This window comes from Mesorhizobium sp. B4-1-3 (assembly GCF_006439355.1).
Taxonomy (GTDB): domain Bacteria; phylum Pseudomonadota; class Alphaproteobacteria; order Rhizobiales; family Rhizobiaceae; genus Mesorhizobium.
On record NZ_VFTG01000003.1, the window covers coordinates 363,452 to 389,107 of the forward strand.

25 protein-coding genes and 1 tRNA gene are annotated in these 25,656 nt (G+C 64.1%); 12 read left to right on the forward strand and 14 right to left on the reverse strand.

The features are described 5' to 3' along the window. Positions 1-13: 13 nt before the first annotated feature. Positions 14-1,018: an ABC transporter substrate-binding protein gene (locus tag FJW06_RS06580; RefSeq protein ID WP_140749667.1), complete on the reverse strand. Its 1,005-nt coding sequence runs from the start codon at positions 1,016-1,018 to the stop codon at positions 14-16. Positions 1,019-1,270: 252 nt separating this feature from the next. Here FJW06_RS06580 and FJW06_RS06585 point away from each other — a divergent pair, with 252 nt between their 5' ends. Both FJW06_RS06585 and FJW06_RS06590 read left to right on the forward strand, forming a co-directional pair. After that, the gene (locus FJW06_RS06585) at positions 1,271-1,654 is read left to right on the forward strand and encodes a RidA family protein (RefSeq protein WP_140749670.1); all 384 of its coding nucleotides are present in this window, start codon (positions 1,271-1,273) and stop codon (positions 1,652-1,654) included. Positions 1,655-1,713: 59 nt separating this feature from the next. Next, positions 1,714-2,511 (forward strand): creatininase family protein, encoded by a 798-nt coding sequence (locus FJW06_RS06590; protein WP_140749673.1) that lies wholly within the window; start codon positions 1,714-1,716, stop codon positions 2,509-2,511. A gap of 18 nt (positions 2,512-2,529) precedes the next feature. Here FJW06_RS06590 and FJW06_RS06595 read toward each other — a convergent pair whose 3' ends face one another. Next, on the reverse strand, positions 2,530-3,039 hold the full coding sequence (locus FJW06_RS06595) for a tyrosine phosphatase family protein (protein ID WP_140749676.1): 510 nt from the start codon (positions 3,037-3,039) through the stop codon (positions 2,530-2,532). Positions 3,040-3,113: 74 nt separating this feature from the next. Continuing rightward, positions 3,114-4,154: a threonine-phosphate decarboxylase CobD gene (cobD, locus tag FJW06_RS06600; protein WP_140749679.1), complete on the reverse strand. Its 1,041-nt coding sequence runs from the start codon at positions 4,152-4,154 to the stop codon at positions 3,114-3,116. On the opposite strand from cobD, the gene cbiB reads away from it, so the two are divergent. Further along, positions 4,153-5,142: an adenosylcobinamide-phosphate synthase CbiB gene (gene cbiB / locus FJW06_RS06605; RefSeq protein ID WP_140749682.1), complete on the forward strand. Its 990-nt coding sequence runs from the start codon at positions 4,153-4,155 to the stop codon at positions 5,140-5,142. The two genes, cobD and cbiB, sit on opposite strands and share 2 nt — an antisense overlap. On the opposite strand, the gene cobO is transcribed toward cbiB, so the two are convergent. The 3 genes from cobO to FJW06_RS06620 all read right to left on the reverse strand — a co-directional run bounded on the left by cobO (position 5,139) and on the right by FJW06_RS06620 (position 7,126). Beyond that, complete coding sequence (cobO, locus tag FJW06_RS06610) at positions 5,139-5,768, reverse strand: cob(I)yrinic acid a,c-diamide adenosyltransferase (protein WP_140749685.1); 630 nt, start codon at positions 5,766-5,768, stop codon at positions 5,139-5,141. The genes cbiB and cobO overlap by 4 nt on opposite strands. Before the next feature lies 1 nt (position 5,769). Continuing rightward, complete coding sequence (gene cobU / locus FJW06_RS06615) at positions 5,770-6,315, reverse strand: bifunctional adenosylcobinamide kinase/adenosylcobinamide-phosphate guanylyltransferase (RefSeq protein WP_140749688.1); 546 nt, start codon at positions 6,313-6,315, stop codon at positions 5,770-5,772. A 124-nt stretch (positions 6,316-6,439) separates the two neighbouring features. After that, positions 6,440-7,126 (reverse strand): gamma-glutamylcyclotransferase, encoded by a 687-nt coding sequence (locus tag FJW06_RS06620; protein WP_140749691.1) that lies wholly within the window; start codon positions 7,124-7,126, stop codon positions 6,440-6,442. A gap of 103 nt (positions 7,127-7,229) precedes the next feature. Here FJW06_RS06620 and FJW06_RS06625 point away from each other — a divergent pair, with 103 nt between their 5' ends. Next, the gene (locus tag FJW06_RS06625; protein ID WP_140749694.1) at positions 7,230-8,420 is read left to right on the forward strand and encodes an aromatic ring-hydroxylating dioxygenase subunit alpha; all 1,191 of its coding nucleotides are present in this window, start codon (positions 7,230-7,232) and stop codon (positions 8,418-8,420) included. On the opposite strand, the gene FJW06_RS06630 is transcribed toward FJW06_RS06625, so the two are convergent. Beyond that, positions 8,389-9,591, reverse strand: coding sequence for an MFS transporter (locus FJW06_RS06630; protein WP_140749697.1), 1,203 nt, complete (start codon positions 9,589-9,591; stop codon positions 8,389-8,391). The two genes, FJW06_RS06625 and FJW06_RS06630, sit on opposite strands and share 32 nt — an antisense overlap. Before the next feature lie 229 nt (positions 9,592-9,820). Between FJW06_RS06630 and FJW06_RS06635 the strand changes: the two genes are divergently transcribed. After that, positions 9,821-10,822 carry a DUF1624 domain-containing protein gene (locus FJW06_RS06635; protein ID WP_140749700.1) on the forward strand — a complete coding sequence of 334 codons (1,002 nt, stop codon included), beginning with the start codon at positions 9,821-9,823 and terminating at the stop codon, positions 10,820-10,822. Continuing rightward, complete coding sequence (locus FJW06_RS06640; RefSeq protein WP_140749703.1) at positions 10,819-11,298, forward strand: isoprenylcysteine carboxylmethyltransferase family protein; 480 nt, start codon at positions 10,819-10,821, stop codon at positions 11,296-11,298. The genes FJW06_RS06635 and FJW06_RS06640 overlap by 4 nt, the downstream gene beginning before the upstream one ends. 12 nt (positions 11,299-11,310) lie before the next feature. Here FJW06_RS06640 and FJW06_RS06645 read toward each other — a convergent pair whose 3' ends face one another. Further along, on the reverse strand, positions 11,311-11,697 hold the full coding sequence (locus FJW06_RS06645) for a MerR family DNA-binding transcriptional regulator (RefSeq protein WP_027168973.1): 387 nt from the start codon (positions 11,695-11,697) through the stop codon (positions 11,311-11,313). 143 nt (positions 11,698-11,840) lie between these two features. Beyond that, positions 11,841-13,259, reverse strand: coding sequence for a magnesium transporter (gene mgtE, locus FJW06_RS06650; RefSeq protein WP_140749706.1), 1,419 nt, complete (start codon positions 13,257-13,259; stop codon positions 11,841-11,843). Between the two features lie 408 nt (positions 13,260-13,667). On the opposite strand from mgtE, the gene FJW06_RS06655 reads away from it, so the two are divergent. The 5 genes from FJW06_RS06655 to sucD all read left to right on the forward strand — a co-directional run bounded on the left by FJW06_RS06655 (position 13,668) and on the right by sucD (position 18,696). Beyond that, positions 13,668-14,291, forward strand: a complete 624-nt coding sequence (locus FJW06_RS06655; RefSeq protein WP_140749899.1) for a response regulator transcription factor — start codon at positions 13,668-13,670, stop codon at positions 14,289-14,291. A gap of 121 nt (positions 14,292-14,412) precedes the next feature. Further along, entirely contained in the window at positions 14,413-15,603 is a 1,191-nt protein-coding gene (locus FJW06_RS06660; protein WP_140749709.1) for an aminotransferase class V-fold PLP-dependent enzyme, read from the forward strand. A 10-nt stretch (positions 15,604-15,613) separates the two neighbouring features. Next, complete coding sequence (locus tag FJW06_RS06665) at positions 15,614-16,576, forward strand: CoA ester lyase (protein ID WP_140749712.1); 963 nt, start codon at positions 15,614-15,616, stop codon at positions 16,574-16,576. A 19-nt stretch (positions 16,577-16,595) separates the two neighbouring features. Continuing rightward, on the forward strand, positions 16,596-17,783 hold the full coding sequence (locus tag FJW06_RS06670; protein WP_140749715.1) for a malate--CoA ligase subunit beta: 1,188 nt from the start codon (positions 16,596-16,598) through the stop codon (positions 17,781-17,783). A 13-nt stretch (positions 17,784-17,796) separates the two neighbouring features. Beyond that, the gene (gene sucD, locus FJW06_RS06675; protein ID WP_140749718.1) at positions 17,797-18,696 is read left to right on the forward strand and encodes a succinate--CoA ligase subunit alpha; all 900 of its coding nucleotides are present in this window, start codon (positions 17,797-17,799) and stop codon (positions 18,694-18,696) included. Positions 18,697-18,843: 147 nt separating this feature from the next. On the opposite strand, the gene FJW06_RS06680 is transcribed toward sucD, so the two are convergent. After that, positions 18,844-18,928: transfer RNA gene (locus FJW06_RS06680), tRNA-Leu, on the reverse strand. A gap of 234 nt (positions 18,929-19,162) precedes the next feature. On the opposite strand from FJW06_RS06680, the gene lipB reads away from it, so the two are divergent. Continuing rightward, complete coding sequence (gene lipB / locus FJW06_RS06685) at positions 19,163-19,903, forward strand: lipoyl(octanoyl) transferase LipB (protein ID WP_140749721.1); 741 nt, start codon at positions 19,163-19,165, stop codon at positions 19,901-19,903. Between the two features lie 154 nt (positions 19,904-20,057). Here the strand turns inward: lipB and FJW06_RS06690 are convergent, their stop codons facing one another. From FJW06_RS06690 to proS, 4 genes are all read right to left on the reverse strand, one after another. Next, positions 20,058-21,308 carry a site-2 protease family protein gene (locus FJW06_RS06690; protein WP_140749724.1) on the reverse strand — a complete coding sequence of 417 codons (1,251 nt, stop codon included), beginning with the start codon at positions 21,306-21,308 and terminating at the stop codon, positions 20,058-20,060. A 523-nt stretch (positions 21,309-21,831) separates the two neighbouring features. Continuing rightward, positions 21,832-22,515, reverse strand: a complete 684-nt coding sequence (locus FJW06_RS06695; protein ID WP_041007626.1) for an ABC transporter ATP-binding protein — start codon at positions 22,513-22,515, stop codon at positions 21,832-21,834. Continuing rightward, positions 22,512-23,798 (reverse strand): lipoprotein-releasing ABC transporter permease subunit, encoded by a 1,287-nt coding sequence (locus tag FJW06_RS06700; RefSeq protein WP_140749727.1) that lies wholly within the window; start codon positions 23,796-23,798, stop codon positions 22,512-22,514. The genes FJW06_RS06695 and FJW06_RS06700 overlap by 4 nt, the downstream gene beginning before the upstream one ends. After that, positions 23,795-25,123, reverse strand: a complete 1,329-nt coding sequence (gene proS / locus FJW06_RS06705; protein WP_140749730.1) for a proline--tRNA ligase — start codon at positions 25,121-25,123, stop codon at positions 23,795-23,797. The genes FJW06_RS06700 and proS overlap by 4 nt, the downstream gene beginning before the upstream one ends. Positions 25,124-25,656 lie beyond the last annotated feature (533 nt).

Consider the following 25,656-nt stretch of genomic DNA (forward strand, 5'->3'; position numbering starts at 1 on the left):
TCAGGCCGGCCGCCTATTTCTTCAGCTCCAGCCCGACGCCCTTGTTGATGAAGGCCAGCGTATAGGCCTTCTTGATGTCGAGGCCTGGCTGCGCGACCTTGGCCTTGACCATCTTGTCGTAGAAACTCTGGATGCGGGCTTCGTTCATCGTGCCGATGCCGAGCTTTTCCGAATCGCCCGAATCGACAATGCCGAACTTCTTCAACTGCTCGATCGAGAAGGCGATCTGCTCATCCGTCATGTCGGGATTGTCCTTCTTGATCATGTCGTTTGCGGCCTTGTTGTCGCCGTAGAGGTACTTGTACCAGCCCTTGGCCGAGCCATCGACGAAACACTGCACAACCTCCGGTCGCTTGTCGATCGTGTCCTGCATCACCTCGATGGTCGTCGCATAGGTATCCCAGCCATTATCGGCAAGCAGGAACTGGTTCGGCGTAAAGCCGCCCTGCTTCTGCACCGCAAAAGGCTCGGAGGTCACATAGCCCTGCTGGATCGACTTCTTGTTGGCGATGAACGGCGCCGGGTTGAACGTGTAAGGCACACGCTTGGCGGCGTCGAATCCGAGATCGGTGACCATCCACTGGAAGAAGGTCTGCGCGCCCTCGTCACCCATGATGTACTGGTCGGCGTTCTTGAGGTCTTCCCACTTGTCCAGCCCCTCCCCCGGATGGGACATGATGACCTGCGGATCCTTCTGGAAGTCGGACGCGACGACGCGCATCGGAATCCCTTGCTGCACCGCATCGAAGGCCGAGAGCAGGTTGCCGCCCATGTAGAAATCGATCTTGCCGGCAAGCAGCATCGGCCGGCCGCTGACCTGCGGACCGCCCTGCATGATGGTGACGTCGAGGCCACAGGCGGCGTAGGTGCCGTCGGCAACCGCCTGGTAATAGCCGCCATGTTCCGGCTCGGCCAGCCAGTTGGTGCCGAACGTAACTTTCTCGTTCGCGGCAGCGCTCAGCGTGCCCGCCGCCAGCAACGCGATCGAGCCCGCCAGGATCTTCCTATTTCCGATCATAAACTCACCCTCTCTTGGCTCCGGCGCGCAACGCGCTGGGCTCGACACCATTGACTCAAGAAGCAAGACACATGCCACCACCCGGGCCGCCCGCTTGCGCGGCAGTCATTGCCGAGACCGGAAGGGTCATGCTGTACGAAAGGCATCGTGCCCATTTTTTGGACGCCTGTCCATAATCGCCCCGGCGGCATGCACCGCATCTTGAAGGTTTCATGAATCGAGCCTTAGTCTGCAGGCGCACAGGAGAATGCCATGCTGAAATACCTCGCCCCCAAGACGATCAAGCCGCCTTTCGCCCGCTACAGCCACGGCGTCGAAATACCCACCGGAAAACGGCTGGTGCTGTGCTCGGGCCAATTGGGCATCGGTCCCGACGATGCCGTACCGGATGATGCGGGCGCGCAGACGGAGCTCTGCTTCAAGAACATCGCCGCGATTCTGAGCGAGGCCGGCCTGACCTTGAACGACACCGTGCGCATCAACGCCTTCGTCACCGGCCGCGAGCACCTGCAGGCGTATATGGATGTCCGCAACCGGCTCTTTTCCGATCCCGCGCCGGCATCGACACTGATGATCGTTTCCGGCTTCGCCCGTCCGGAGTTCAAGGTCGAGGTCGAGGTGCTGGCGGCAGGCTAGCTGTTGCCGCGTACAGTTTTTAGATCTGGCCGGAAGGCAGACCAATCAGGAGACGAAAAGTGACGAAAAGACGTGTGTGGTGGGGCGACTACCGGACGACCGAATATGCCTCCATCGACGCCGAAGCGACCATCGCCGTGCTGCCGGTGGCCGCTATCGAGCAGCATGGCCCGCATCTGCCGGTCTCGACCGACACCTCGATCATGATGGGCATGCTGGAGACGGTGATCGCACGTCTGCCCGACGATCTCGACATCCGCATCCTGCCGGTCCAGGCGGTCGGCAAGTCGAACGAGCACCTGCATGCGCCGGGAACGCTCACCTTGCCCGCCACAACCTTGGTGGACGCCTGGACCGAGCTCGGCCTGTCGGTCGCCCGTGCCGGGGTGAGAAAGCTGATCATCGTCAATTCGCATGGCGGCAATGAAGAGATCATGGGCATCATTTCGCGTGAATTGCGCGTGCGCGCCAAAATGCTGTCGGTGAAGACAAGCTGGCAGCGTTTCGGCCGCCCGGCCGGCATGTATACCGAGCTCGAGGATCGTCACGGCATCCACGGCGGCGATGTCGAGACCTCGCTGATGCTGCACTTCCGGCCCGACCTCGTCGACATGAGCAAGGCCGACAATTTCGTCTCCAATGTCGGCCGCGCCGAAAAGGAGTTCGCCCTGCTGCGCCACACCGGCACGCATGCCTTTGCCTGGATCGCCAGCGACCTCAACCCCAACGGCGTGGTCGGCGACGCCTCGATCGCAACGGCCGAGAAGGGTCGCCTGACGGCGGAAATGCAAGCCGACGGTTTTATCAACCTGGTGAGGGACGTGCGCAAGGCGAAGCTTGCGGAGTGGCTGTCGTAGCGGTTAGTCCGCTTTGACTTAGGCTTCGATCCCCAGTTCGAAGGGTATCCCCTCGAACGCGTCGGCGCCGCGCCCGATCGCCTCGATCGCCGCGATCATCCGGCCGTCCCGCTGGAGCAGCATGTCTGCGACGGCGATCAGCCGAGGATTGGGCGTCGCGGTTGGCGACAGGAAACGCAGCGTCCGGGCGAGTTCCATCTCGTCGCGCTTGGGCGCCAGCGCCGCCGCGATGATGTAAGCCGACGCCGTCGAGCGGCTGACGCCGGCATAGCAATGCACGACCAGCGGCTTTGCCCGATCCCAGCGATAGGCGAAATCGAGCAAAGCCCGCACATGCTCCTCGCCGGGCATCGTCATGCCTTCCTGCGCCACGGCGATGTCGTGCATGACGAGGTGCAGGTGGTTTTCCGCCAGGATCGAGGCCGGCCGGGTCACCTCCGTACCGGCGGCAAGCAGGGACAGCAAGCGCTCGGCACCGGTCCTGGCGACGGTTTCGTCGACTTTCGACAGCGAACAGACATGGATCATCGTCGGGCCTCCTTCGGCGCATCTTCGCGCCTAGAGCATGATGCCGAAAAGTGTGAAGCGGTTTTCGGGTGACATCATGCTCTTTCTCTTTGATTTTGGGCCCACGCGGCAAGGGCGTCGTCGAGGCGCTGCCAGTCCGCTTCGTCGCCCGGCAGACCGACGCGCAAGACCTGCGGCCGCTCCGCAAAATGGCGGACCAGCACGCCGTTCGAGCCCAGCGCCGAAAACAGGCTTGAGGCCTCGGCAAACGACAAATAGCGGAACAGGCTGATGCCGCCGGCGACCGGGACATCGAATCGGCGAAGCAGCGCGTCGAGCCGCCCGGCATCTTGCGCCAGGCGCTGTCGCATATCGTTCTGCCACGCCGTGTCCGACAGGGCGCGGATGCCGTATTCGAGCGCCGGGCCGGCCACCGCCCAGGGGCCGAGCTGCGCATCCAGCCGCTCGGCCGTAAGTGGATCGGCGAGCGCGAAGCCGAGCCGAACGCCCGCAAGGCCGAAGAACTTGCCGAACGAGCGCAGCACGACAATGCCGCCCTCCCCAACATCCTCCGCCAGGCTGTGTTCGATCGGGCCGACATCCATGAAGGCTTCGTCGACGACGAGCAGCCCGCCCTTGGCGCGAAGTCGCGCGGCGAGCTTGAGCAGGCGCGCCTTTTCGATCACCCGCCCGTCCGGATTGTTAGGATTGACCAGCACCGCAAGGTCCGCCTCGGCCAGTGCATCGAAATCGCTGATCTCCGCGACCGCATGGCCGGCGATGGCCGCGGCGCGGGCGTGTTCGGCATAGGTCGGGCCGAGCACCAGCGCCTTGCCAGGCCGCACCAGCGAAGCGACCCGCGGAAGCAGAATCTGCGTGCCGGGCGCCGCCGCCACATGCGCCGCCGACGGCGCGCCATAGGCTCCAGCCGCAATTTCGGCTAATTCGCGCAGTTGTCCTGCCTCGGGCAATCGGGTCAGGGCGGTGGCGGGCAGTTCGAAAAGCGGATAGGAGTGCGGGTTGATACCTGTCGAGAGGTCCACGAAAGGTTGTGGCGCATGAGGAAAGAGCGCGCTTGCCCGGCCAAGGCTGCCCCCATGATCAACCGCTGCGATCGCGCCGCCTAGAAGCTTCATGTCTGTCCTGATCGCTTTCCTGTCACTCGCTGTCGAACGCGCCCTCGGCTATCCGGACTGGCTGTTCAGCGCCATCGGCCATCCGGTAACCTGGATCGGCAGGCTGATATCCTTTCTCGATCGCCGACTCAATCGCGCCACCGATTCCGACGAAATACGTCGCCGCCGCGGCGTTCAGGCCTTGCTTGTCATTCTGCTGGTGCCGGGCCTCATCGGTCTGGCGCTGCACGTCGTGCTGTGGATGATCTTTCCCACCGGCCTCGTGTTCGCTGCCATCCTCGGCTCCGCGCTGCTGTCGCAGAAAAGCCTTGCCGAGCATGTCGAGGATGTCGCCGACGCGCTGGAGACCGGCGGCCTGACGCTCGGCCGCATCGCCGTTTCGCGCATCGTCGGCCGCGATCCGGAAAAGCTGGACAAGGCAGGTGTCGCCCGCGCTGCGATCGAAAGCCTGGCCGAGAATTTTTCGGACGGCATCGTCGCGCCCGCCTTCTGGACCGGCATCGGCGGCCTTGGCGGAGGTGCTGCCTACAAGGCGGCCAACACCGCCGATTCGATGATCGGCCACAAGACGCCGAAATACGAAGCCTTCGGCCGTGCGGCCGCCCGCTTCGACGACCTGATCAACCTGCCCGCATCGCGGCTGACCGGCCTGCTTATCGTGCTGGCGGCCTTTCTGGTCCCGGGAGCCGATCCACGCGCCGCCTGGCATGTCATGCGCCGCGACGCCAGGAAGCATCGTTCGCCCAATGCCGGCTGGCCGGAGGCGGCGATGGCCGGCGCGCTGGGGCTTTCGCTCGCCGGACCGCGCAGCTATGGCGGCGAGGTCGTCGAGGACGCCTTGATGGGCGAAGGCGGCCGCCGCGAGGCCGAGAGCACCGACATCCGCCAGGCCTTGAAGCTCTATCGCATGGCGGACTGGCTGCTGCTTAGCCTGTTCGCGGTCGTCTCGGCGATGGTGATCTACCTGACCATCTTTATCAGCGGCTAAAACTCAATTCCCTGCTGCGCCTTCACGCCGGCGGCGAAATGGTGCTTCGTCAGCCCCATTTCGGTGACGAGATCGGCCGCCTCGACGAGCAGCGGCTTGGCGTTGCGGCCGGTGACGATCACATGCAGATCGTCCCGGCGCGCCTTCAACGCCGCGACCACCTTTTCCAGGTCGAGATAATCGTAGCGCAGCGCGATGTTGAGCTCGTCGAGCACCACGAGGCTGATCGACGGATCGGCCATCAGCTCCTGCGCCTTGGCCCAGGCGGCCTCGGCGGCGGCGATATCGCGCTTGAGGTCCTGCGTCTCCCAGGTAAAACCCTCGCCCATCGCATGCCAGACGACGCGATCGCCAAAGGCGGCGAAAGCGTCCTTTTCGCCGGTATGCCACTTGCCTTTGATGAACTGGACGACGCCAACGCGCTTGCCGTAGCCCAGCATCCTCAGAGCCAGTCCGAACGCGGCGGTGGTCTTGCCCTTGCCCGGTCCGGTGTTAACGATCAGCAGCCCTTTCTCGATCGTCTTGCCGGCCACCTCGGCATCTTGCACGGCCTTCCGCTTGGCCATCTTGGCGCGATGGCGCTCGGCGTCCCCCTCGCTAATCATCTTGTCCTCGATTTCGGCCATGTCATTTCACCTTGAGCGGCAGCCCCGCCACCATCATGAGAACGCTGTCGGCTGTCGCCGCGACCTGCTGGTTGAGCCTGCCCGCAGCATCGCGGAAGCGACGCGCCAGCGCATTATCTGGCACGATGCCCAGCCCGACTTCGTTGGAAACCACGAACCACGGGCCGCGCGGCCGCGACAGCGCATCCTTGAGCCGCTGGCATTCGGCCTCGACATCGTGGTCGGCCAGCATGTGATTGGTGAGCCACAAAGTCAGGCAGTCGATCAGCACAGGTTCGTGATTTGGCAAGGCCTCGATTGCGCCGACCAAGTCGAGCGGCGCATCGACGGTCACCCAGCCTTCGCCGCGCCGCGACCGATGCAGCGCAATGCGCTCGCGCATCTCGTCGTCATAGGCATGTGCTGTGGCAATGTAGGTCCAGGGCGACGGGTTAGCGGTCGTCAGGCTCTCGGCATGCGAACTCTTGCCCGAACGGGCACCGCCCAGGATGAAGGTCAGCTTCCCATCGGAAGCTCTATCGCCGCTCGCGGCTGTCGCGCCGGTCATTCCTGCCTTCACCTTTGGATGAAACATTGTCGTGGCCATCAGGCCGACGGCGCGACTTTAGGCAGAAGCCCTCCTGCCGGCAAACCAAATTCCGCCACCGCTCGGCGCGATTGCGGCACGACCGCTACGAGCCGGCGATCCGAGCGGCGACCAGCTGCTGCAATCGCCACAGATGCGTATCGTGGATGCCGCGCTGCTCCAGGTTTTTCACCGTGTTATAGAGATAGTCGGCGCCCGAGCCCCAATGGCCGCAGGATGTCGTCAGCCTTTCGACAACGGCCTCCTCGCTCAACGGGCCGGCATAGGTGGTCCCATGTCGGTTGATGACGAAGGCCAGCGCCCGCAGCGGACCGCCATCGCTCGTCATATTGAGCAGGCGCGGATGATAGCTGGTCGGCTTCAGCGTCACCTCGCGCCGCAAGAGCTTGTCGAGTTGCTCGCGCCGATCGCCATCCCCGAGCCGAAAGGCGACGCCCTTGCACTGTCCGCCGCGGTCCAGCGCCATCATCAGGCCTGGGCTTTCCTTGGTGCCGCGCCAGCGCGTCATCTTCATGCAAAAGGATCTGTGCCAGCCGCGCAGCAGGGCCACCCGTTCTTCGACATGCTCGATCTCGGGTTTCCAGATCAGGGAACCGTAGCCAAACAGCCAGAGCGGTTCGTTGGCGGGAAGCTGAGCCTCCAGCATACGCGCCATTGCGTCATAATCTGCATCATCCAGATGCGCGGCGTCGGGATCGGGCCCGCTGTCCTCTACAATGCGAAAGCAGCGGGCGACCAATTCCTCGGTGAGCGACATGGTTCTTGGCAGCATGGGCGCGACCTTAAGGTTCCAGCGCCGGCGCTACAATCCGCAGGCCGGCAATTGACAACAGCTTTGCCGGGGTGTCGGCTGGTCGTCGGCCAAGGAGAAGCCGATGCAGCCCAATCCGAGCGAACGCGCGCCTTACAACGGCCTGACCAGCCTCCAGCCGGCCTTGCCGTCGGCCGCCTATTGGGGTGCCGATGCATACCGGCGCGATCTCGACGCCATCTGGTACCGAAGCTGGCTGATGGTTTGTCGCGAGGCCGACATCGCCGAACCCCTCGCCTTCCGCACGGTGCGCATCGGCAGCCAGGAGATCGTCGTGCTGCGCGACGAGACCGGCGCCTTGCGCGCCTTCCACAACACCTGCCGGCATCGCGGCTCGCAGCTTTGCCGGGAAAGCGCCGGGCGGCTGAAAGCCAGGCTGCTCACCTGCCCCTATCACGCCTGGTCTTATTCGCTGCGCGGCGATCTCGTGCGCGTGCCGTCGAAATCGCTGCCCGAGGGCTTCGACAAGGCCGATTATCCGCTCTATCGTGTAGCGCTCTCGGTCTGGCGTGGTCTCGTCTTCATCAACCTCGCCGAAGACCCCGACGGCTCGGCGGAAAGCTCCTTCGATCGGGCCTCCGGCGATCTTTCCAACTGGCCGCTGGAGAGCCTCGTCACCGGCCATCGGCTCACCAAGGTGATGAACTGCAACTGGAAGATCTTCTGGGAGAATTTCAACGAATGCCTTCACTGCCCGGGCGTGCACAAGGACCTGTCGCGGCTGGTGCCGATCTACGGCCGCGGCCTGATGGCAAGGCATGACGATCCCGAATGGGTGCGCCACGCCGACAATGACGATCCGGAATTCTCCGGCCGCCTGCGCGCCGGCGCCGAGACATGGTCGCGGGATGGCCATGTCCATGGTCCCGTCTTTTCCGGCCTGACGCCGGCCGAACGCGCCGCCGGCCAGACCTACGCCACATCGCTGCCCTCGATGTTCATCGTCGGCCATGTCGATTACATGCGCACCGTGCGCCTCGCCCCGCTCGGCCCGGAGCAGACCGAGCTGACCGCCGAATGGCTGTTCGCGCCGGATGCGCTGGGAAAGACCGACATAGACAACATCGTCGCCTTCGGCACCCAGGTGCTGGAGGAAGACGCCGCGATCTGCGAGGTGAACCAGAAGGGACTCCACTCGATGCGCCATCAGGCCGGCGTGCTGATGCCGGAGGAGTATGATCTGCACCGCTTCCACGACTGGGTGCGCGGCCGTCATGCAGCCTTCAAAACGCCTTCGGCAGATAGCGCCAGGTGACGAAGCCGCAGAAGGCGGCCAGGAGGCCGAGCGTGACGAACACCGAGCCGAGGCCGAAGAAGGTGAGCACAACCGAATAGACGAGCGGCGGCGTCAGTTCGGAGAAATCGAGATAGGTGCGGTAGACCGCCGCCATCTGCGCCTTCTCGTATGAGCGCACCGAGCGCATGAAGGCGGTCGAGCCGAGCGCGTCGAGGGCGATGGTGAAGAGCGCGCCGAAGAACAGCAGCGCGGCCGTGAGCAGCGGCGCGGCCTCCCCGATGCCGCCTGCCGCGAACAGAAGGGCCGACATGGCGAAATAGGCGAAGGTCATGACGCGCCTTCCGCCGAAGCGCTTGCCGGCCCTGCCCCAGAAGATAGCCACGAACAGAAGCGCGTTGCCGGCCGAAACCAGCAATCCGCCGGCAAGCTCGCCCTGGCCGGTGATCACCATGAACAGCGGGCCATAGACGAAGAACGTCGTCCAGAAACAGGAGCGGCCGAAGGCGATCAGCCAGGCGAGCCTGAGCCTTGGCTGTTTGACGAAGCGGCCGATATTGGCGAGCGGATTGGCAGGGCGCGTCTTGCCGCCAGGCCGGATCGACTGGTTATCGCTTAGCCGATAGAACCAGAACAGGCAAAGCAGCGCGAACGCAAACACAACGACCGCGCCATGCGCGGCATAGATGCCGAAATGCGTGTAGAGGAAGATGCCGAGCGTCGGCCCGCCCGTCCAGGCGAACATCGACCAGGCCATGCGCAGAGATTCCGCCTGCATGAAGTCGGTCTTGCGGATGTGGTCCATGATGTAGAGGTTGAGCGTGATCGACAGCGCGCTCGCCCCCATGACGCGGCACAGCATGCCGGCAATCTGCCCAGGCAGCGTATGGGTGACGAAGAAGGCGGAGCCGATCGCCAGCAGCACGCAGCCGGCCGTGTAGACCCAGCGCCGCGCGAAGCGGCGGATGAGCATCGGCATGAACAGCGTGACCGAAAGGCCCATCAGCGACACGATGGTGTAGAGGATCGAGACGATCCGCTCATTGTGCAAGATCTCGTAGGCCTGGATCGGGATCACGCTGGAGATGGTGGCGCGGGCGAAGGATTCCACCGCATAAAGCGAGGCGAAGGTGCGCGCGTCCGCCGGCCGCAGGGCCGGAAGCCAGATCGGATGGCGCACATGGGTGGACATCTGCCCTCCGAGACGTGAATCGCTTTGCCGAATCTGGCCGGACCAGCCGCCGGCCAGTAGCAGGAAACCGACCCTCGCAGGCCGAAAAGCGAAGCCTGCCAAAGGCTTTCCGGCGCTGGCCTAAAGCGAATTTCATGGCTGCCATGAACCGCATTGATGGCGGCCTGCTTCTGTCGTCGGCTTGAACCGTGATAGTCGTTTGGCAGGACTGAATCGGATTGCGAGATCAATGAGCCTTCAAAAGACCGGCGAACCCGTTCAGGACACCCCCAAGCAGGGTCGCATCCGGGCCATCGACATCCTGCGCGGCATCGCGCTGATCGCGATGGCGAGCTACCACTTCACCTGGGATCTGGAAAACTTCGGCTATACTACGCCCGCCCTCACCGCTTTTGGCTGGTGGAAGTTCTACGCGCGCTGCATTGCCTCGACCTTCCTGTTCCTGGTCGGCGTCAGCCTCTTCCTCGCCCATGGCAAGCAAATCCGCTGGCCGGGCTTCTGGAAGCGCTTCGCCATGGTCGCAGTCGCCGCGGCCGCCATCTCGGTCGTTACCTACGTCGTCACGCCGGATGGCTTCATCTTCTTCGGCATCCTCCACGAGATTGCGCTCGTCAGCCTGCTCGGCCTCGCCTTTCTCAGGCTGCCCTGGCTGCTGACGGCAATCATTGCCGCGGCCGTCATTGCAGCCCCTTACTATCTGCGCTCGGAGCTCTTCGACCATCCGGCGCTGTGGTGGGTCGGCCTTTCCGCAACCAACCCGCGTTCCAACGACTATGTGCCGCTTTTCCCGTGGTTCGGCGCGGTGCTTGCGGGCATTGCCGCGGTCAAGCTCGCTTCCGCCACGGGCCTGCTCGCCCGTCTGGGGACTTGGCTGCCCGGCCGCTGGTCGAACCCGCTGACCTTCATCGGCCGTCACAGCCTCGCCTTCTACCTCATCCACCAGCCGCTTCTGTTCGGCTCGGTGTGGCTCTTCTCGCAGGTCATGCCCGCCGCCCCGCAGGACAAGGAAGCCGGCTTCCTGCCGGCCTGCCAGGCGCAGTGCGAACAGCAGCGGGACAGCAAGTTCTGTACGAGCTATTGTGGCTGCATGCTGGACACGCTGAAGGGCGAAGGGTCTCTCGACAAGCTCTACGCCAACGACCAGTCCAGCGTCTGGAAATCGCATCTGGCCGACCTTGCGGAGACCTGCACCGCTGCGACGGAGGACCAGATGGAGGGAGGACAGCAATGACGGGCATTGCAAAGCCCAGACACGGGATCATTCCCTGGCCGCCGGTGATCTATGTCGTGGCGATTGCGGCGAGCGTCGTCCTCGGCATGCTCTACCCGCTGCCCTGGATCGGGGACATCTTCGGCGATCTCCTGTTCGGTGTCGGATGGGTGGCGCTGTTCGGCGTCGCCATGCTCTGGATCACGGCCATCCGCGCCATGTTCAGGGCCAAGACGACGCTCGACCCGAATGCCGAGCCCGATCGTCTGGTGACATCCGGCCCCTTCGGCATCACTCGCAACCCGATGTATCTCGCAAACACGCTGCTCTTGATCGGCGTCGCCTTCATCACCGGCATCGGCTGGTTCCTGCTCTTTGCCTTCCTCGCCGCCTTCGCGACGCAGAAGCTGGCGATCGAGAAGGAGGAAAAGATCCTCGCGGCGAAATTCGGCAAGAAATATCGCGACTACGCAAAAAGGGTGCGGCGCTGGATATGAGGCCAGCGCTGCTTAAGTGTTGACACCGAGCTCGGCCAGCCGCTCCACGCAGGATTCTTCCGCTTGGTCCAACTCGGCCAGCGTCTCTTCCAGGTCGCGCCGCTTCTGGCGCAGGTCCTCGCGCTTCTCCTCGATACGCTTGATCATCAGCTTGAGCTGGCCGACCTCGCCCGGCGGCTCCTTGTACATCTGGATGATCTCGCGGATCTCGTTGATCGAGAAGCCGAGCCTTTTGCCCCGCATGATCTGGCGGATGAGATGCCGGTCGGAAGGCCTGAACAGCCGGGTGCGGCCGCGCCTCACCGGCTGCACCAGCCCCTCGTCCTCGTAAAAACGCAGAGTCCGCGTCGACACGTCGAACTCGCGTGTCAGCTCGGTGATCGTGTAATATTCCCGCATTCCCGCTCCCAAGCCCGGGCATCGCCGCTTCAAGCGTCGCCCTTCCCTCCGATGATACCCATCCAGCGCCGGAATCGGCACGTGACCCCGCGGCAACCTCGCACGGCATTTACGTAAAAGTCAATTAACGCCGGCCCGTTGATTTAGGGCACTCTAAACCACCACGTCGCCAGCCCCAAGAAGGCAAAGAAGCCGACGACATCGGTGACAGTGGTGACGAAGACGGCGGAGGCCACGGCCGGATCGATCTTGAAACGGTCAAGCAGCAGCGGGATGAGAATCCCGGCCAAGGCGGCGGCGAACATGTTGATAATCATCGCCGCGGCGATAATGCCGCCCAGATTGGGATCGCGGAACCAGAAGCCGGCGACCATGCCGATCAGCACCGCGAACACTAGGCCATTGATGAAGCCGACACCCACCTCGCGACGGATGATGCGGGCGGCGTTGTAGATGTCGAGATCCCTGGTCGCCAGCGCGCGCACGGTGACCGTCATGGTCTGCGAGCCGGCATTGCCGCCCATGCCGGCGACGATCGGCATCAGCACGGCAAGCGCCACGATATGTTCGATCGTGCGGTCGAACAGCCCGATGACCGAGGCGGCGAGGAAAGCGGTCAATAGATTGACCAGCAGCCAGGGCACGCGCGAGCGCGAGGTGGCGAGCACCGTGTCGGACAGTTCTTCGTCGCCGACGCCGCCCATGCGCAGAAGATCCTCTTCCGCCTCTTCCTGGATGACGTCGACCACGTCGTCGATGGTCAGCACGCCGACCAGCCGCCCGTTCTCGTCGACCACGGCGGCGGAGAGCAGGTTGTACTGCTCGAACTCGCGCGCCGCCTCTTCCTGGTCCATCGTGGCCGGGATCGCGTGCAGGGTCTCATGCATGACCTCCTCGACCTTGACCGCGCGCTTGCTGCGCAGGATCTGGTCGAGATCGATGGCGCCGAGCAGCTTGAAACTCGGATCGATGACGAAGATCTGGCTGAAGCGCTCGGGCAGGTTCTTGTCCTCGCGCATGTAGTCGATCGTCTGGCCGATCGTCCAGAATGGCGGCACGGCGACGAACTCGGTCTGCATGCGCCGCCCGGCGGTCTCCTCCGGATAGTCCAGCGCACGGCGCAGCCGGATTCGCTCGGTGAACGGCAGCTGCGACAGGATCTCGTCCTGGTCTTCCTTCTCGAGGTCCTCGAGAATGTAGACCGCGTCGTCGGAATCGAGCTCCTGCACCGCCTGGGCGATCTGCGCATTGGGCAAATTGTCGACGATGTCGAGGCGGATCGCCTCGTCGACCTCGGTCAGCGCGGAGAAGTCGAAATCGGAGCCGAGCAGTTCGACCAAAGCGCGGCGCTGTTCAGGATGAAGCGCCTCCAGCACGTCGCCGAGCTCCGACTGGTGCAGGTCGTCGACTTCGCGCTTGAGGGTGATCGTGTCGCGGTCGGCAATCGCCGCGCCAATCTGGGCAAGGAAGGAGGCGCGCACGGCGCCGTCCTCGCCATAGATGTCGGCGTGGTGCTCCTCGGCGGGCGCGGCGCCGGTCGTCTGTCTGTCCTGGCTTTCCACCAGCGCCTCCCGCAACGAGGAATCCCGAAATGAGGTCTAGTGCATGATCCCGGAAAGTGGAAACCGCTTTTCGGTAAACCCAAACCTGAGCGGGAGATAGCGCGGCAACAGGATTCGTCTTGGAAAGACGTCGCGCTAGCGCGCGGAATAGCCAAGGAAATGTGACGGTCGCCTTCGCCCCGCAACGTCTCGGAAGCAGCGCGCGGCGCCCGCGCCGCAGATGCGACAATCGCTTCAGCCGGCGCGACAGCGCATGTCGCTGGGGAAAGAGCACCCCTTCCCCATTGAGGCAGAATTGTCATGATGCATGATCCAGCAGGATCAGCGCATCGCCAAACGCTCCGAGGACAAACGCTGCCCTTGAACATCAAGTCTGGAAAGACGAGCGAAGAAAATGCCGAGCGGCGCGTGCGCGTGGTCGTCGCCGAACGCAATCCTTTCGTCGTATCGGCGCTGCGCGAGATGCTGGAATGCGACGGCCGTTTCGATTTGCTCGGTGTCGTGCACAGCGGCGCGCAATTCCTGGAACTGGCCTCTGCCACGACATTCGACGTCGCCGTCGTCGGCTGGAAGCTCGCCGACATGGATGGCGCCGACCTGCTCACGGAAGTTCAGAGCCGCGAGCTTGGCGTGCGCATCACGATCTTTTCCAACGACCACGACATCGGCATCCTGAAGCAATGCGTACGCCTCGGCGCTCAAGGCTACTGCTTCCAGTTCGACGATCCGCCCGTCATCTTCGAGACGATCCTGGCGGTCGCCCACGGCCGCATCTGCATTCCCTATATCGACATTAACAAGGTCAACGATACGCCGCTGTCCCGGCTCACCGTGCGCGAGCGCGAATTGCTGGCGGTGCTCTCCGACGGCTGGACCAATTTGCAGATCGCAACGCGGACCGGGATTTCCGAAAACACGGTGAAGTATCACCTGAAGAATCTCTACGATAAGCTGGACGTCCGCAACCGCGCCATGGCCGTCGCGCTCTATTCGAGCGAGAAACGCCGCACCTCCAAATCGCCTATCGGGTAGGCCAATCGGGTAGGATCATCCCACCCGCAAGGGCCAACAACTTACCCGGCAAGGTGTTGTTGCAAGGCCCCATCGAAACGAAACTGCCTCCACAATCCCAACGATCGGAGGAGTTTCGCGCATGGCTGGGTTCACGCATCTTTTCATCCCGGGGCCCACCAACATTCCGGAGCAAGTCCGGCAGGCCATGAACCTGCCGATGGAGGATATGCGCGCCGCCTCCTTCCCCGACCTGACCTTGCCGCTGTTCGAGGACATCAAGCGTGTGTTCAAGAACGAGACCGGCCGCGTCTTCATCTACCCCTCCTCGGGCACCGGCGCCTGGGAAGCTGCGATGACCAACGTGCTCAGCCCGGGCGACAAGGTGCTGATGTCGCGCTTCGGCCAGTTCTCGCATCTGTGGGTCGACATGGCCGAGCGCCTCGGCTTCGAGGTCGACGTCATCGACTGCGAATGGGGCACCGGCGTTCCGCTCGAAATCTATGCGGAGCGGCTGAAAGCCGACAAGGCGCACCTCATCAAGGCGGTCTTCTGCACGCAGAACGAGACCGCGACGGGCGTCACCAGCGACGTCGCCGGCTGCCGCGCCGCGCTCGATGCCGCCAACCACCCTGCCCTTCTCTTCGTCGACGGCGTCTCCTCGATCGGCTCGATCGACTTCCGCCAGGAGGAATGGGGGGTCGACTGCGCCGTCTCTGGCTCCCAGAAAGGCTTCATGCTGCCGGCCGGCCTCGGCTTCCTGTCGGTCAGCAAGAAGGCGCTGGCCGCCTCGCGCCTTTCGACGCACCGGCGCTGCTACTTCTCCTTCGAGGACATGATCCGCGCCAATGATGCCGGCTATTTCCCCTACACGCCGGCGACACAGCTGCTGCGCGGCCTGCGCGCCTCGCTCGACCTGATCGAGGAGGAAGGGCTGGACAACATCTTCGCCCGCCACCATCGCCTTGCCGAAGGCGTGCGCAAGGCGGTCGACGCCTGGGGCCTGAAGCTCTGCGCCAGGGCGCCGAAATGGCATTCCGACACGGTCAGCGCCATCCTGGTGCCTGAAGGGATCGACAGCGGCGACGTCGTCAAGCGCGCCTACCAGGCCTATCGGACCTCGCTTGGCGGCGGCCTCAACAAGGTGTTCGGAAAAGTCTTCCGCATCGGCCATCTCGGCTGGCTGAACGAAGTGATGGTCTGCGCCTCGCTCTCGGCGGCCGAAATGGCGCTGCTCGATTGCGGCGTGCGCCTGGCGCCGGGCTCCGGCGTGGCCGCGGCGATCGAGCATTTCCGCCGCACGGCCGACGTGCCCGTCGCCAAGGCGGCGTGAGGAGCGGACCATGAGCCACACCATCAACCATCTGAAGAAACTGCGGCTGCAGCGCAGCGAGCTCGCCGTGCCGGGTTCGAGCCCGGAAATGATCGACAAGGCGGCGAACAGCGCCGCCGACTTCGTCTTCCTCGACATCGAGGATGCGGTCGCGCCGCCCGACAAGGAACGCGCCCGCAAGAACATCATCCAGGCGCTGAACGACATCGACTGGCGTGCCAAAGGCAAGACCGTATCGGTGCGCATCAACGGTCTCGACACCCACTACATGTACCGCGACGTGGTCGATGTCATGGAACAGGCCGGCGACCGGTTGGACACGATCCTGGTGCCGAAGGTCGGCGTGCCGGCCGACCTCTACATGGTCGAAGCCATGGTCAACCAGATCGAGATGGCCAAGGGCTTCAAGACGCGCGTCGGACTCGAGGCGCTGATCGAGACCGCGCTCGGCATGGCCAATGTCGAGGCGATCGCCGCGACGCCCGGCCGGCTGGAGGCGATGCATTTCGGTGTCGCCGACTACGCCGCCAGCAACAAGGCGCGCACCGTCAACATCGGCGGCCTCAATCCCGACTATCCCGGCGACCAGTGGCACTTCGCGCTGTCGCGCATGACGGTCGCCTGCCGCGCCTATGGCCTGCGCGCCATCGACGGACCGTTCGGCGATTTCTCCGACCCGGAAGGCTACACAGCAGCCGCCAGACGCGCCGCGGCGCTCGGCGTCGAAGGCAAATGGGCGATCCATCCTTCGCAGATCGCCTTGGCCAACGATGTGTTCTCGCCGCCGGAGAAGGAGGTCACGCGCGCCCGCCGCATCCTCGAAGTGCTGAAGGAAGCGGAAGCGGCCGGCAAGGGCGCGGCAGCGCTCGACGGCAAGATGATCGACGCGGCGTCGGAGCGCATGGCGCGCAACGTGCTGGTGGTGAACGAGGCGATCGAACGCGCCGGCCAGGCGCATGGCGCGACGCACTAAAAATTACCGGGAGGACTTGATGGACATCCACGAATACCAGGCCAAGGAACTGCTTGCCCGCCACGGCGTGCATGTGCCGCGCGGTGGGCTGGCCTATAGCCCCGAACAGGCGACCTACCGGGCGCGCGAGATCGGCGGCTCGAAATGGGTGCTGAAGGCGCAGGTCCATTCCGGCGCCCGCGGCAAGGCCGGCGGGATAAAACTCTGCTCCAATGACGAGGAGATTTCCAACGCGGCGGAAGCCATGCTCGGGCGCAAGCTGGTGACCCAGCAGACCGGCCCGCGCGGCAAGCTGATCTCGCGCCTCTATCTCGAGGAGGCCGTCGATATCGCGCAGGAGCTCTATCTAGGCTTTGTGCTCGACCGCAAGGAAGAGCGCGTCATGATCGTGGCGTCGGCCGCCGGCGGCATGGAGATCGAGGAGATCGCCGAGACGGCGCCGGATTCCATCATCCGCGCCACCGTCGATCCGGGGGTCGGCATGCAGCGCTTCCAGGCGCGCGAAATCGCCTTCGGGCTCGGGCTCGAAGACAATTTGATCGGCAAGGCGACCGAAACCATCCTCGGCTGCTACCGGGTGTTCCGCGACTATGACGCCACGATGCTGGAGATCAATCCGCTGGTGGTGACACGTGACGGCAGCCTCGTCGCGCTCGACGCGAAAATGTCGTTCGACGAGAACGCGCTGTTTCGCCGTCCGGAAATCTCCGAGCTGCGCGACAAGAGCCAGGAAGACCCGCGCGAGACTTTCGCCAGCGACCGTGGCCTCTCCTATGTCGGGCTCGACGGCAACATCGGCTGCATCATCAACGGCGCAGGCCTCGCCATGGCGACGATGGACATGATCAAGATCGCCGGCGGCGAGCCGGCCAATTTCCTCGACATCGGCGGCGGCGCCTCGCCGGAGCGGGTGGCGAAATCCTTCCGCGCCGTGCTCGGCGACAAGAATGTCGAGACCATCCTGGTCAACATCTTCGCCGGCATCAACCGCTGCGACTGGGTAGCCGAGGGCGTCATCAAGGCGATCCGCGAGGTCGGCGTCGATGTGCCGCTGGTGGTGCGCCTTTCCGGCACCAAGGTCGAGGAAGGGCGCAGGATCCTGGCCGATTCCGGCGAGGCGGTGATCGTCGCCGACACGCTGGCCGAAGCCGCCGAAAAGGCCGTCGCCGCCTGGCGTGAAGCCACCAAGAAAAAGAAAGCAGCCTGAGGGAGGTCGAGAAATGGCAATCCTGCTCAACCGCAGCACGCGCGTGATCGTGCAAGGCTTCACCGGCAAGATCGGCAGCTTCCATGCCGAGGACATGAAACGCTACGGAACAAAGCTGGTCGGCGGCGTCACGCCCGGCAAGGGCGGCCAGACGCATCTCGGCCTGCCGGTCTTCAACACCGTCAAGGGCGCGGTGCGCGAAACCCGCGCCGAGGCGAGCATCGTCTTCGTGCCGCCGCCCTTTGCCGCCGATTCGATCATGGAGGCCGCGGACGCCGGCATAAAACTCTGCGTCTGCATCACCGACGGCATCCCCTCGCAGGACATGATGCGGGTCAAGCGCTACATGCGCCGGTATCGCTTCGAGGACCGCATGCGGCTGGTCGGCCCGAACTGCGCCGGCGTGATTACGCCCGGACAAGCGCTGATGGGCATCATGCCGGGCAGCATTTATCTCCCCGGACGCGTCGGCATCGTCGGCCGTTCCGGCACGCTGGGCTACGAGGCCGCCTCGCAGATGAAGGCGCTGGGCATCGGCGTGTCGACCAGCGTCGGCATCGGTGGTGATCCGATCAACGGCTCGTCCTTCAAGGACATCCTGCAGCTCTTCGAGCGCGACGACGACACCGACGCCGTGGTGATGATCGGCGAAATCGGCGGCCCGCAGGAAGCCGAAGCCGCGATCTGGGCGCGCGACAACATGCGTAAACCCTTGATCGCCTACATCGCCGGCCTGTCCGCCCCGAAAGGCCGCCGCATGGGGCACGCCGGCGCGATCATCTCCGCCTTCGGCGAGTCGGCGCAGGAAAAGGTCGAGATTCTGAAAGAAGCCGGCGTAGTTATCGTGCCGACCCCCGCCTCCTTCGGCGAAGTGGTGGCCGACACGCTGGCGCGGACGAAGAAGGCTGCGTAGTCGGTCCAGCCCGACAGCTTCGGATTAACTGGGAATACCAAGCGGTGGCGCGGTCGCGCCGCCGCTTTTCGTTTGGCAAGCGAGCCCTGCAGCAGCAACGACAACAGTCGCCTGGCAGCGCTAATTCCAAAGCCTTTGGAGAAGGTTTGGTGCGGTCGAGAAGACTCGAACTTCCACGGGTTGCCCCACAGCGACCTCAACGCTGCGCGTCTACCAATTCCGCCACGACCGCACGTGGTAGGAGCCGGAACCGTCCGGCCCGCGGCCTGTAGCAAATCGTTTCCGGCGAAACAAGTGCGCTGAGCGAATATTCGTCGCTGATCTGCGCAACCCTCTACAGGCCGGCCGCGCACCGCCGGAACTGGACGTTTCGGCCGATTGCCGCCATATAAGCTGGGAAGTATGCCGCCCGAAGGTGAAACGCGATTTGGGATCGCGGTATGCATAGCCGATAAACGAACAATCCATGACAGAACGCAGCCAGATCGCGACGTCGTTCCTTCCTCTCCCCGGTTCGGCGCCGGTGGAATGGGTGATCGAACCCGGCCTGACCGCCTATCCGGACGCGCTGGCCTTCATGGAGGCGCGCGCCGAGGCGATCCGCAGCGGTGCTGCCGGCGAGATGGTCTGGCTGGTCGAGCATCCGCCGCTCTACACTGCCGGAACCAGCGCGCGGATCGAAGACCTGATCGATCCCGACCGCTTTCCGGTCTTTGCCGCGGGCCGCGGCGGCGAATACACCTATCACGGCCCCGGCCAGCGCGTAGCCTATGTCATGCTCGACCTGAAGCGCCGGCGCGAGGATGTGCGCGCCTTCGTCGCGGCGCTCGAGCAATGGATCATCGCCACGCTCGCCGCCTTCAACGTGCGCGGCGAACGCCGCGAGGATCGTGTCGGCGTCTGGGTGGTGCGGCCGGATCGCCCTGCCCTGCCGGACGGCTCTCCCGCCGAGGACAAGATCGCGGCAATCGGCATCCGGCTGCGGCGCTGGGTGAGCTTCCACGGCATCGCCATCAATGTCGAGCCGGATCTCGCCCATTTCAGCGGCATCGTGCCCTGCGGCGTCTCGGATCATGGCGTGACCAGCCTCGTCGATCTTGGCCTCCCGGTCACCATGGCCGACCTCGACCTGTCGCTGAAATCCGCTTTCGAGGATGTGTTCGGGCCTGCCATTCCGACTGCGGAGCCTGCTCGCAAGGTCGGCTGAACTGTCACCGGCCCAGGGTGTGTTGAGATTCAGGTCAGGCCGAGTCGAAAATACTGGATTCCGAGAACCGGAGCGGAGCGTACTTAAGTACGTGAGCACCGGAAGCGCAGGAAGCCGGCGTTTGCAGGCCGGCCTCACTGAATATCAGCACACCCTACATCAGTTGCGCGGAGGCCCACAGCATGCCGTAGCCATGAATGGCAAAGACGGCGAGCAGCGCGCCGGCCATGGCCAGCCGGTCGAAGGTCTTGATCGGCTTCAGCTCGTGACGCGGCTTCACGCCGCTGCCCACGGTGATTAGGCTCAGGATCGCGAAGACCGCGCCGGCAATCAGCAGGAAGCTCGGCGAGAAACCGGCCCGCCAGCCGAGCGCCAGAAGCGCCGACAAGAGCAGGAAGGACGCCAGCGCAAGTGCGACCGGTCCCGGGCAGATCTGGCGCAGCACCTGGCCGCCGTCGAATTTCCACACCGGCACCAGATTGGCGATGTTGAACAGCGACGCGCAGCCGGCAAGGGTGGCCAAAAGCATGGCCGCCAGGCGATGGCCTTCGCCGTCGGCGAAGCCGCTGGCGGCGATCAGCACCGGCACCAGGAAAGCGGAGAAGCCGGCGCCCATCAGCGCCACGAACGCCACCTCGAAGCGGCTGTCATAGGGCCTGCCGCCGATGGCAATGCCGCCAAGCAGCGGGATGAAGATCATCCGCGCCCGGCGATGCCCGTTCAGCCGGAAGGCGGCCATATGGCCGAGCTCGTGCAGGGCGACCACGGAGGTCAGGATCGCCGCCAGCGCGAAACCGCCGATATTGAGGCCGAAGAATGGCCACAGGATCAGGGCCGAAAGCACGGCAAAGCCGATCTGGCTGAGCGGATGCTCGAACCAGCCGCCCCTGCGATAGGTGCCAGTCACCGCCCAGACGTCGAGCTTCCGCAATTCGCGGCGCATGGCAAAGAAGCGGAAGATCAGGAAGGCAACGCCGCGATAGCGGTCGGTCTGGGTAAGCGTGACCCGCGTGCCATCTCCCTCCGGCACGAGCTCGGCGGTCTCACGATAGTGCGCCCAAAACGAGGGATCGAGCGCCGTGTCCTCGATGACGGTCATCGAGAAGCGGCTGCCCCCGCTGACGTCCTCGAACCGCGCCTTGCGCTCGATCGGCCGGCCGTCCCGACCGTCCCAGGAGAGCCTGATCAGCGCCGTCCGCTCGCCGTCCAGGGGCTCGGCGGAAAGGATTTCGCCGGACCAGCCGGCATCGCCGCCGAGCGGCCACAGCGCCTGCCAGAGGCGATTGCGGTCGGCATTTATCACGCGGCTCACCGTCGCCGTGCGCAGCCCGAGCGGTACGGTGATCAAAAGGAAGATCAGTCCGAGATTGCCGGCCACGAGGGTGACCGTGACGAAGACCGACACTTGCCTCGGCTCCCCTGTCTGGGCTCCTGTCTAGAGGGGGCACCCTACGTGGGCGCGGCCAAGAAAGACTTAACAACAATGGGCGGGTTCTTGCCCGTCAGGCGGGCCCTTGCCCGCCCGGAGAAGCGGCGGCGAGGCCGCCCGATCACATGGCGCCGATCCAGATCGCCATGGAAACGAGAAAGGTGCTCATGCAAACCAGCGAGACGACATCCTGAACCAGATCAGACATAACTCTCTCCGTTGTTGGTATGTTCGGAATTTGTTCTAATTTTGTTCGAATGTCAACGACCGCAAATGGCCCGTCGGAACGAATCCTTGCGACGCGTTTGGGCAGGGTTAAGGAAGGGTTGACGGCGGATTGGGCTCGTTGCGCAGAGGCAGGGCAAGCCGAGATTCGGATCAGGCTGAGTCGAGGACGGTAGGTTCCGAGAACCGGAACGGAGCGTACTTAAAGTACGTGAGTACCGGAAGCGCAGAACCTGCCGTCCGCAGGCCAGCCTCATCCGAATATCGGCTTGCCCTACAGCGGCACCACCTTGCCTTCAGCCAGCGTCACCCGCCGGTCCATGCGCCCGGCCAGCTCATGGTTGTGGGTAGCGATCAGCGCCGCCAGCCCCGACTGCCTGACCAGCGCCTCCAGCGCGTCGAACACATAGGAGGCGGTCGTTGGATCGAGATTGCCGGTCGGCTCGTCGGCCAGGAGCACCAGCGGCGCATTGGCGACGGCGCGGGCAATCGCGACACGCTGCTGCTCGCCGCCGGAAAGCTCGGCCGGCCGGTGCTGCGCGCGCTTGCCGATCTGCATGTAGTCGAGAAGCTGCGCCGCGCGCTCGGATGCTTCCTTGGGAGGAAGCCCCTTGATCAGCTGCGGCATCATGATGTTTTCGAGCGCCGAGAACTCCGGCAGCAAATGATGGAACTGATAGACGAAGCCGACATCGTTGCGACGGATCGCCGTGCGCTCCTCGTCCGATAGCCGCCCGCAGGCACGGCCGGCGAGGATCACGTCGCCCGCATCGGGCCGCTCCAGGAGGCCGGCTGTGTGCAAAAGAGTGGACTTGCCGGTGCCCGACGGCGCCACCAGCGCCACCATCTCGCCGCGCCTGAGCGAAAAGTCGGCGCCGTTCAGAATGGTGAGCTTGCGCGGCCCCTGGACATAGTGCCGCTCGACGCCCTTCAACTCGATAATGGCCTCGGCCATCATTCGTACCTCAAGGCTTCGACGGGATCGAGCCGGGCGGCCCGCCAGGCCGGGAACACCGTCGCGAGGAACGACAGAGCCAGCGCCATGATGACGACATAGGTCGTCTCGCGCGGGTCCATCTTCGCCGGCAGCTGGCTGAGGAAATAGAGCTCGGGGTTGAACAGAATCCTGCCGGTCATCCAGGAGAAGAACTGGCGGATCGATTCGATGTTGATGCAGATGACGACGCCGAGCAGCACGCCGGCGATGGTGCCGGTGACGCCGATCGCCGCCCCCGTCATCAGGAAGATACGCAGGATCGCGCCGCGCGAGGCGCCCATCGTGCGCAGGATGGCGATGTCGTGGCCCTTGTCCTTCACCAGCATGATGAGGCCGGAAATGATGTTGAGCGCCGCCACCAGTACGATCAGCGTCAGGATCATGAACATGACGTTGCGCTCGACCTGCAGCGCCGAGAAGAAGGTCTCGTTGCGCTGGCGCCAGTCGACGAGATCGACCGGCCGCTGCGCCGCCTGCTCGACCAGCGGCTTCAGCGCGTCGACATTGTCGGGATTGTCGACATAGATCTCGATGGTCTGCGCGCGACCGTCCATATTGAAATAGAGCTGCGCTTCCGAAAACGGCATATAGACGATCGAGCTGTCATATTCCGACATGCCGACCTCGAAGATCGCCGCCACTTTGTACCCCTTCATGCGTGGCGTGGTGCCGAGCGGCGTCACGTCGCCGTCCGGCGAGATCAGCGTGATGGTGTCGCCGAGCCCCAGCCCGAGGCTTTCGGCCATGCGCTTGCCGATCGCCACACCCTCGCCGGTGTCGAAACCGTCAAGCGTGCCCTGCTTGATGTTGCTGGCGACGATCGAAATCTTGCCGAGGTCCTCGCCGCGGATGCCGCGCACCAAGGCGCCCGTGCCGCCGCCGACATTGCCTTGCGCCAGCACCTGGCCGTCGATCAGCGGAATAGCGTATTTGACGCCCGCGACGCCGTTGATCCTGCTCGCGACCTGGGCGTAGTCCTCCAGTGGCGAATCGAGCGGCTGCACGATGAGGTGGCCGTTGACGCCGAGGATGCGGGTGAGCAACTCGGCGCGGAACCCGTTCATCACGGCCATGACGACGATCAGCGTCGCGACGCCCAGCATGATGCCGAGAAAGGAGATCGAGGCGATGACCGAGATCACCGTCTCCTTGCGGCGCGAGCGCAGATAGCGCCACGCCACCATGCGCTCGAAGCCAGAGAAAGCGCCCGCCGCTGATCTGGCCGCTGCCACCGCCTCGCTCATGCGGCGATACCCAGCCGCTTCTTGGCCTCGGCGATCGGCAGCGTCGTGCGCTCGCCCGATTTGCGGTTCTTGATCTCGACCTCGCCGGCGGCCACGCCGCGCGGACCGACGATCACCTGCCAAGGCAGGCCGATCAGATCGGCGGTGGCGAATTTGCCGCCGGGACGCTGGTCGGTGTCGTCATAGAGCACGTCCTTGCCGGCTGCGTTGAGCGCCGCATAGAGCTCGGCGCAGACGCGGTCGCATTCGCCGTCGCCGACCTTCATGTTGATCAGGCCGATATCGAAAGGCGCCACCGCTTCCGGCCAGATGATGCCGTTCTCGTCATGGCTCGCCTCGATGATTGCCGCGACCAGGCGCGACGGGCCGATGCCGTAGGAGCCGCCGGATGCATAATGGTCCTTGCCGTCGGGACCGGTCACCTTGGCGTTCATCGGCTTGGAGTACTTCTCGCCGAAATGGAAGATATGGCCGACTTCGATGCCGCGAGCCGAGAGCCGGTCGCCTTCGGCGACTTTCTCCCAGGCCGCTTCGTCATGCATTTCGTCGGTGGCGGCGTAAGGCGTCGTCCACGTCTTCACGATGTCGCCGATTTCGGCATCGTTGGAGAAGTTGGTGTCCGCGCCCGGCACGTCGAGCGTAAGATAGGCGCGGTCGCAGAACACCTGGCTCTCGCCGGTTTCGGCCAGGATGATGAACTCATGGCTGAGATCGCCACCGATCGGACCGGTGTCGGCGCGCATTGGAATGGCCTGCAGGCCCATGCGCGTGAACGTCCTGAGATAGGAGACGAACATGCGATTGTAGGCGGCCTTCGCGCCCTCGAAATCGAGATCGAAGGAATAGGCGTCCTTCATCAGGAATTCGCGTGAGCGCATGACGCCGAAGCGTGGACGCACCTCGTCGCGGAACTTCCACTGGATGTGGTAGAGGTTGAGCGGCAGGTCCTTGTAGGACTTGACGTAAGCGCGGAAGATCTCGGTGACCATCTCTTCGTTGGTCGGGCCATAGAGCATGTCGCGGTCCTGGCGGTCCTTGATACGCAGCATCTCCTTGCCGTAGTCGTTGTAACGGCCGCTCTCGCGCCACAGATCCGCCGACTGGATGGTGGGCATCAGGATTTCCAGCGCGCCGGCGCGGTTCTGCTCCTCGCGGATGATCTGGCAGACCTTGTCCAGCACGCGTTTGCCCAATGGCAGCCACGAGAAGCTGCCCTGCCCCTGCTGGCGGATCATGCCGGCGCGCAGCATCAGCCGGTGCGAGACGATCTCGGCCTCGCGGGGATTTTCTTTGAGAATGGGCAGGAAGTAGCGCGACAAACGCATGGACTGGTCCGTGAATGAAGATGGCGGCGCGGGAATCGGCGCGCCTCAGGCTGCTTGCCCGGGCTTCATAGCCATTTCATGGCCGAATGGAAACCCGAGTGCCCCAAAGTATCGGGCCTTCTGCACCTTACCAAAAAGGCGATTTTGGCTGCAAAGTGCCGCAAATGGCTTTTTGATCGATTCACAAGCAAGCCCTGCCGCACTATTGTGCAGTGCAGCACGATATTGCCTGTTTCGAGGCAAAATTCTTCGTGACATTTTCACCTGCCTTGGTCTAGTGTGCGCCGATAACCGAGAGGGCGGAGAAAAATCTGCTCTCCTACGCGGTCAAAGTCTTGGGAGGATGCGATCTAGGCGCGGTAACTCGCTGCCGCCGGACACCGGAAACGGATCGGACGCGTTTAAATTGCAAGGCCTCGTGCCTTGCATTTTTTTTGTGCAATCATCTGCTTAGCGCAACCATCTGCCGAACAGCTTCAGCCATGGATAGCGGCCGAATTCGGAAGCCGGCTTCCGAATTCAACTTTGGCGCG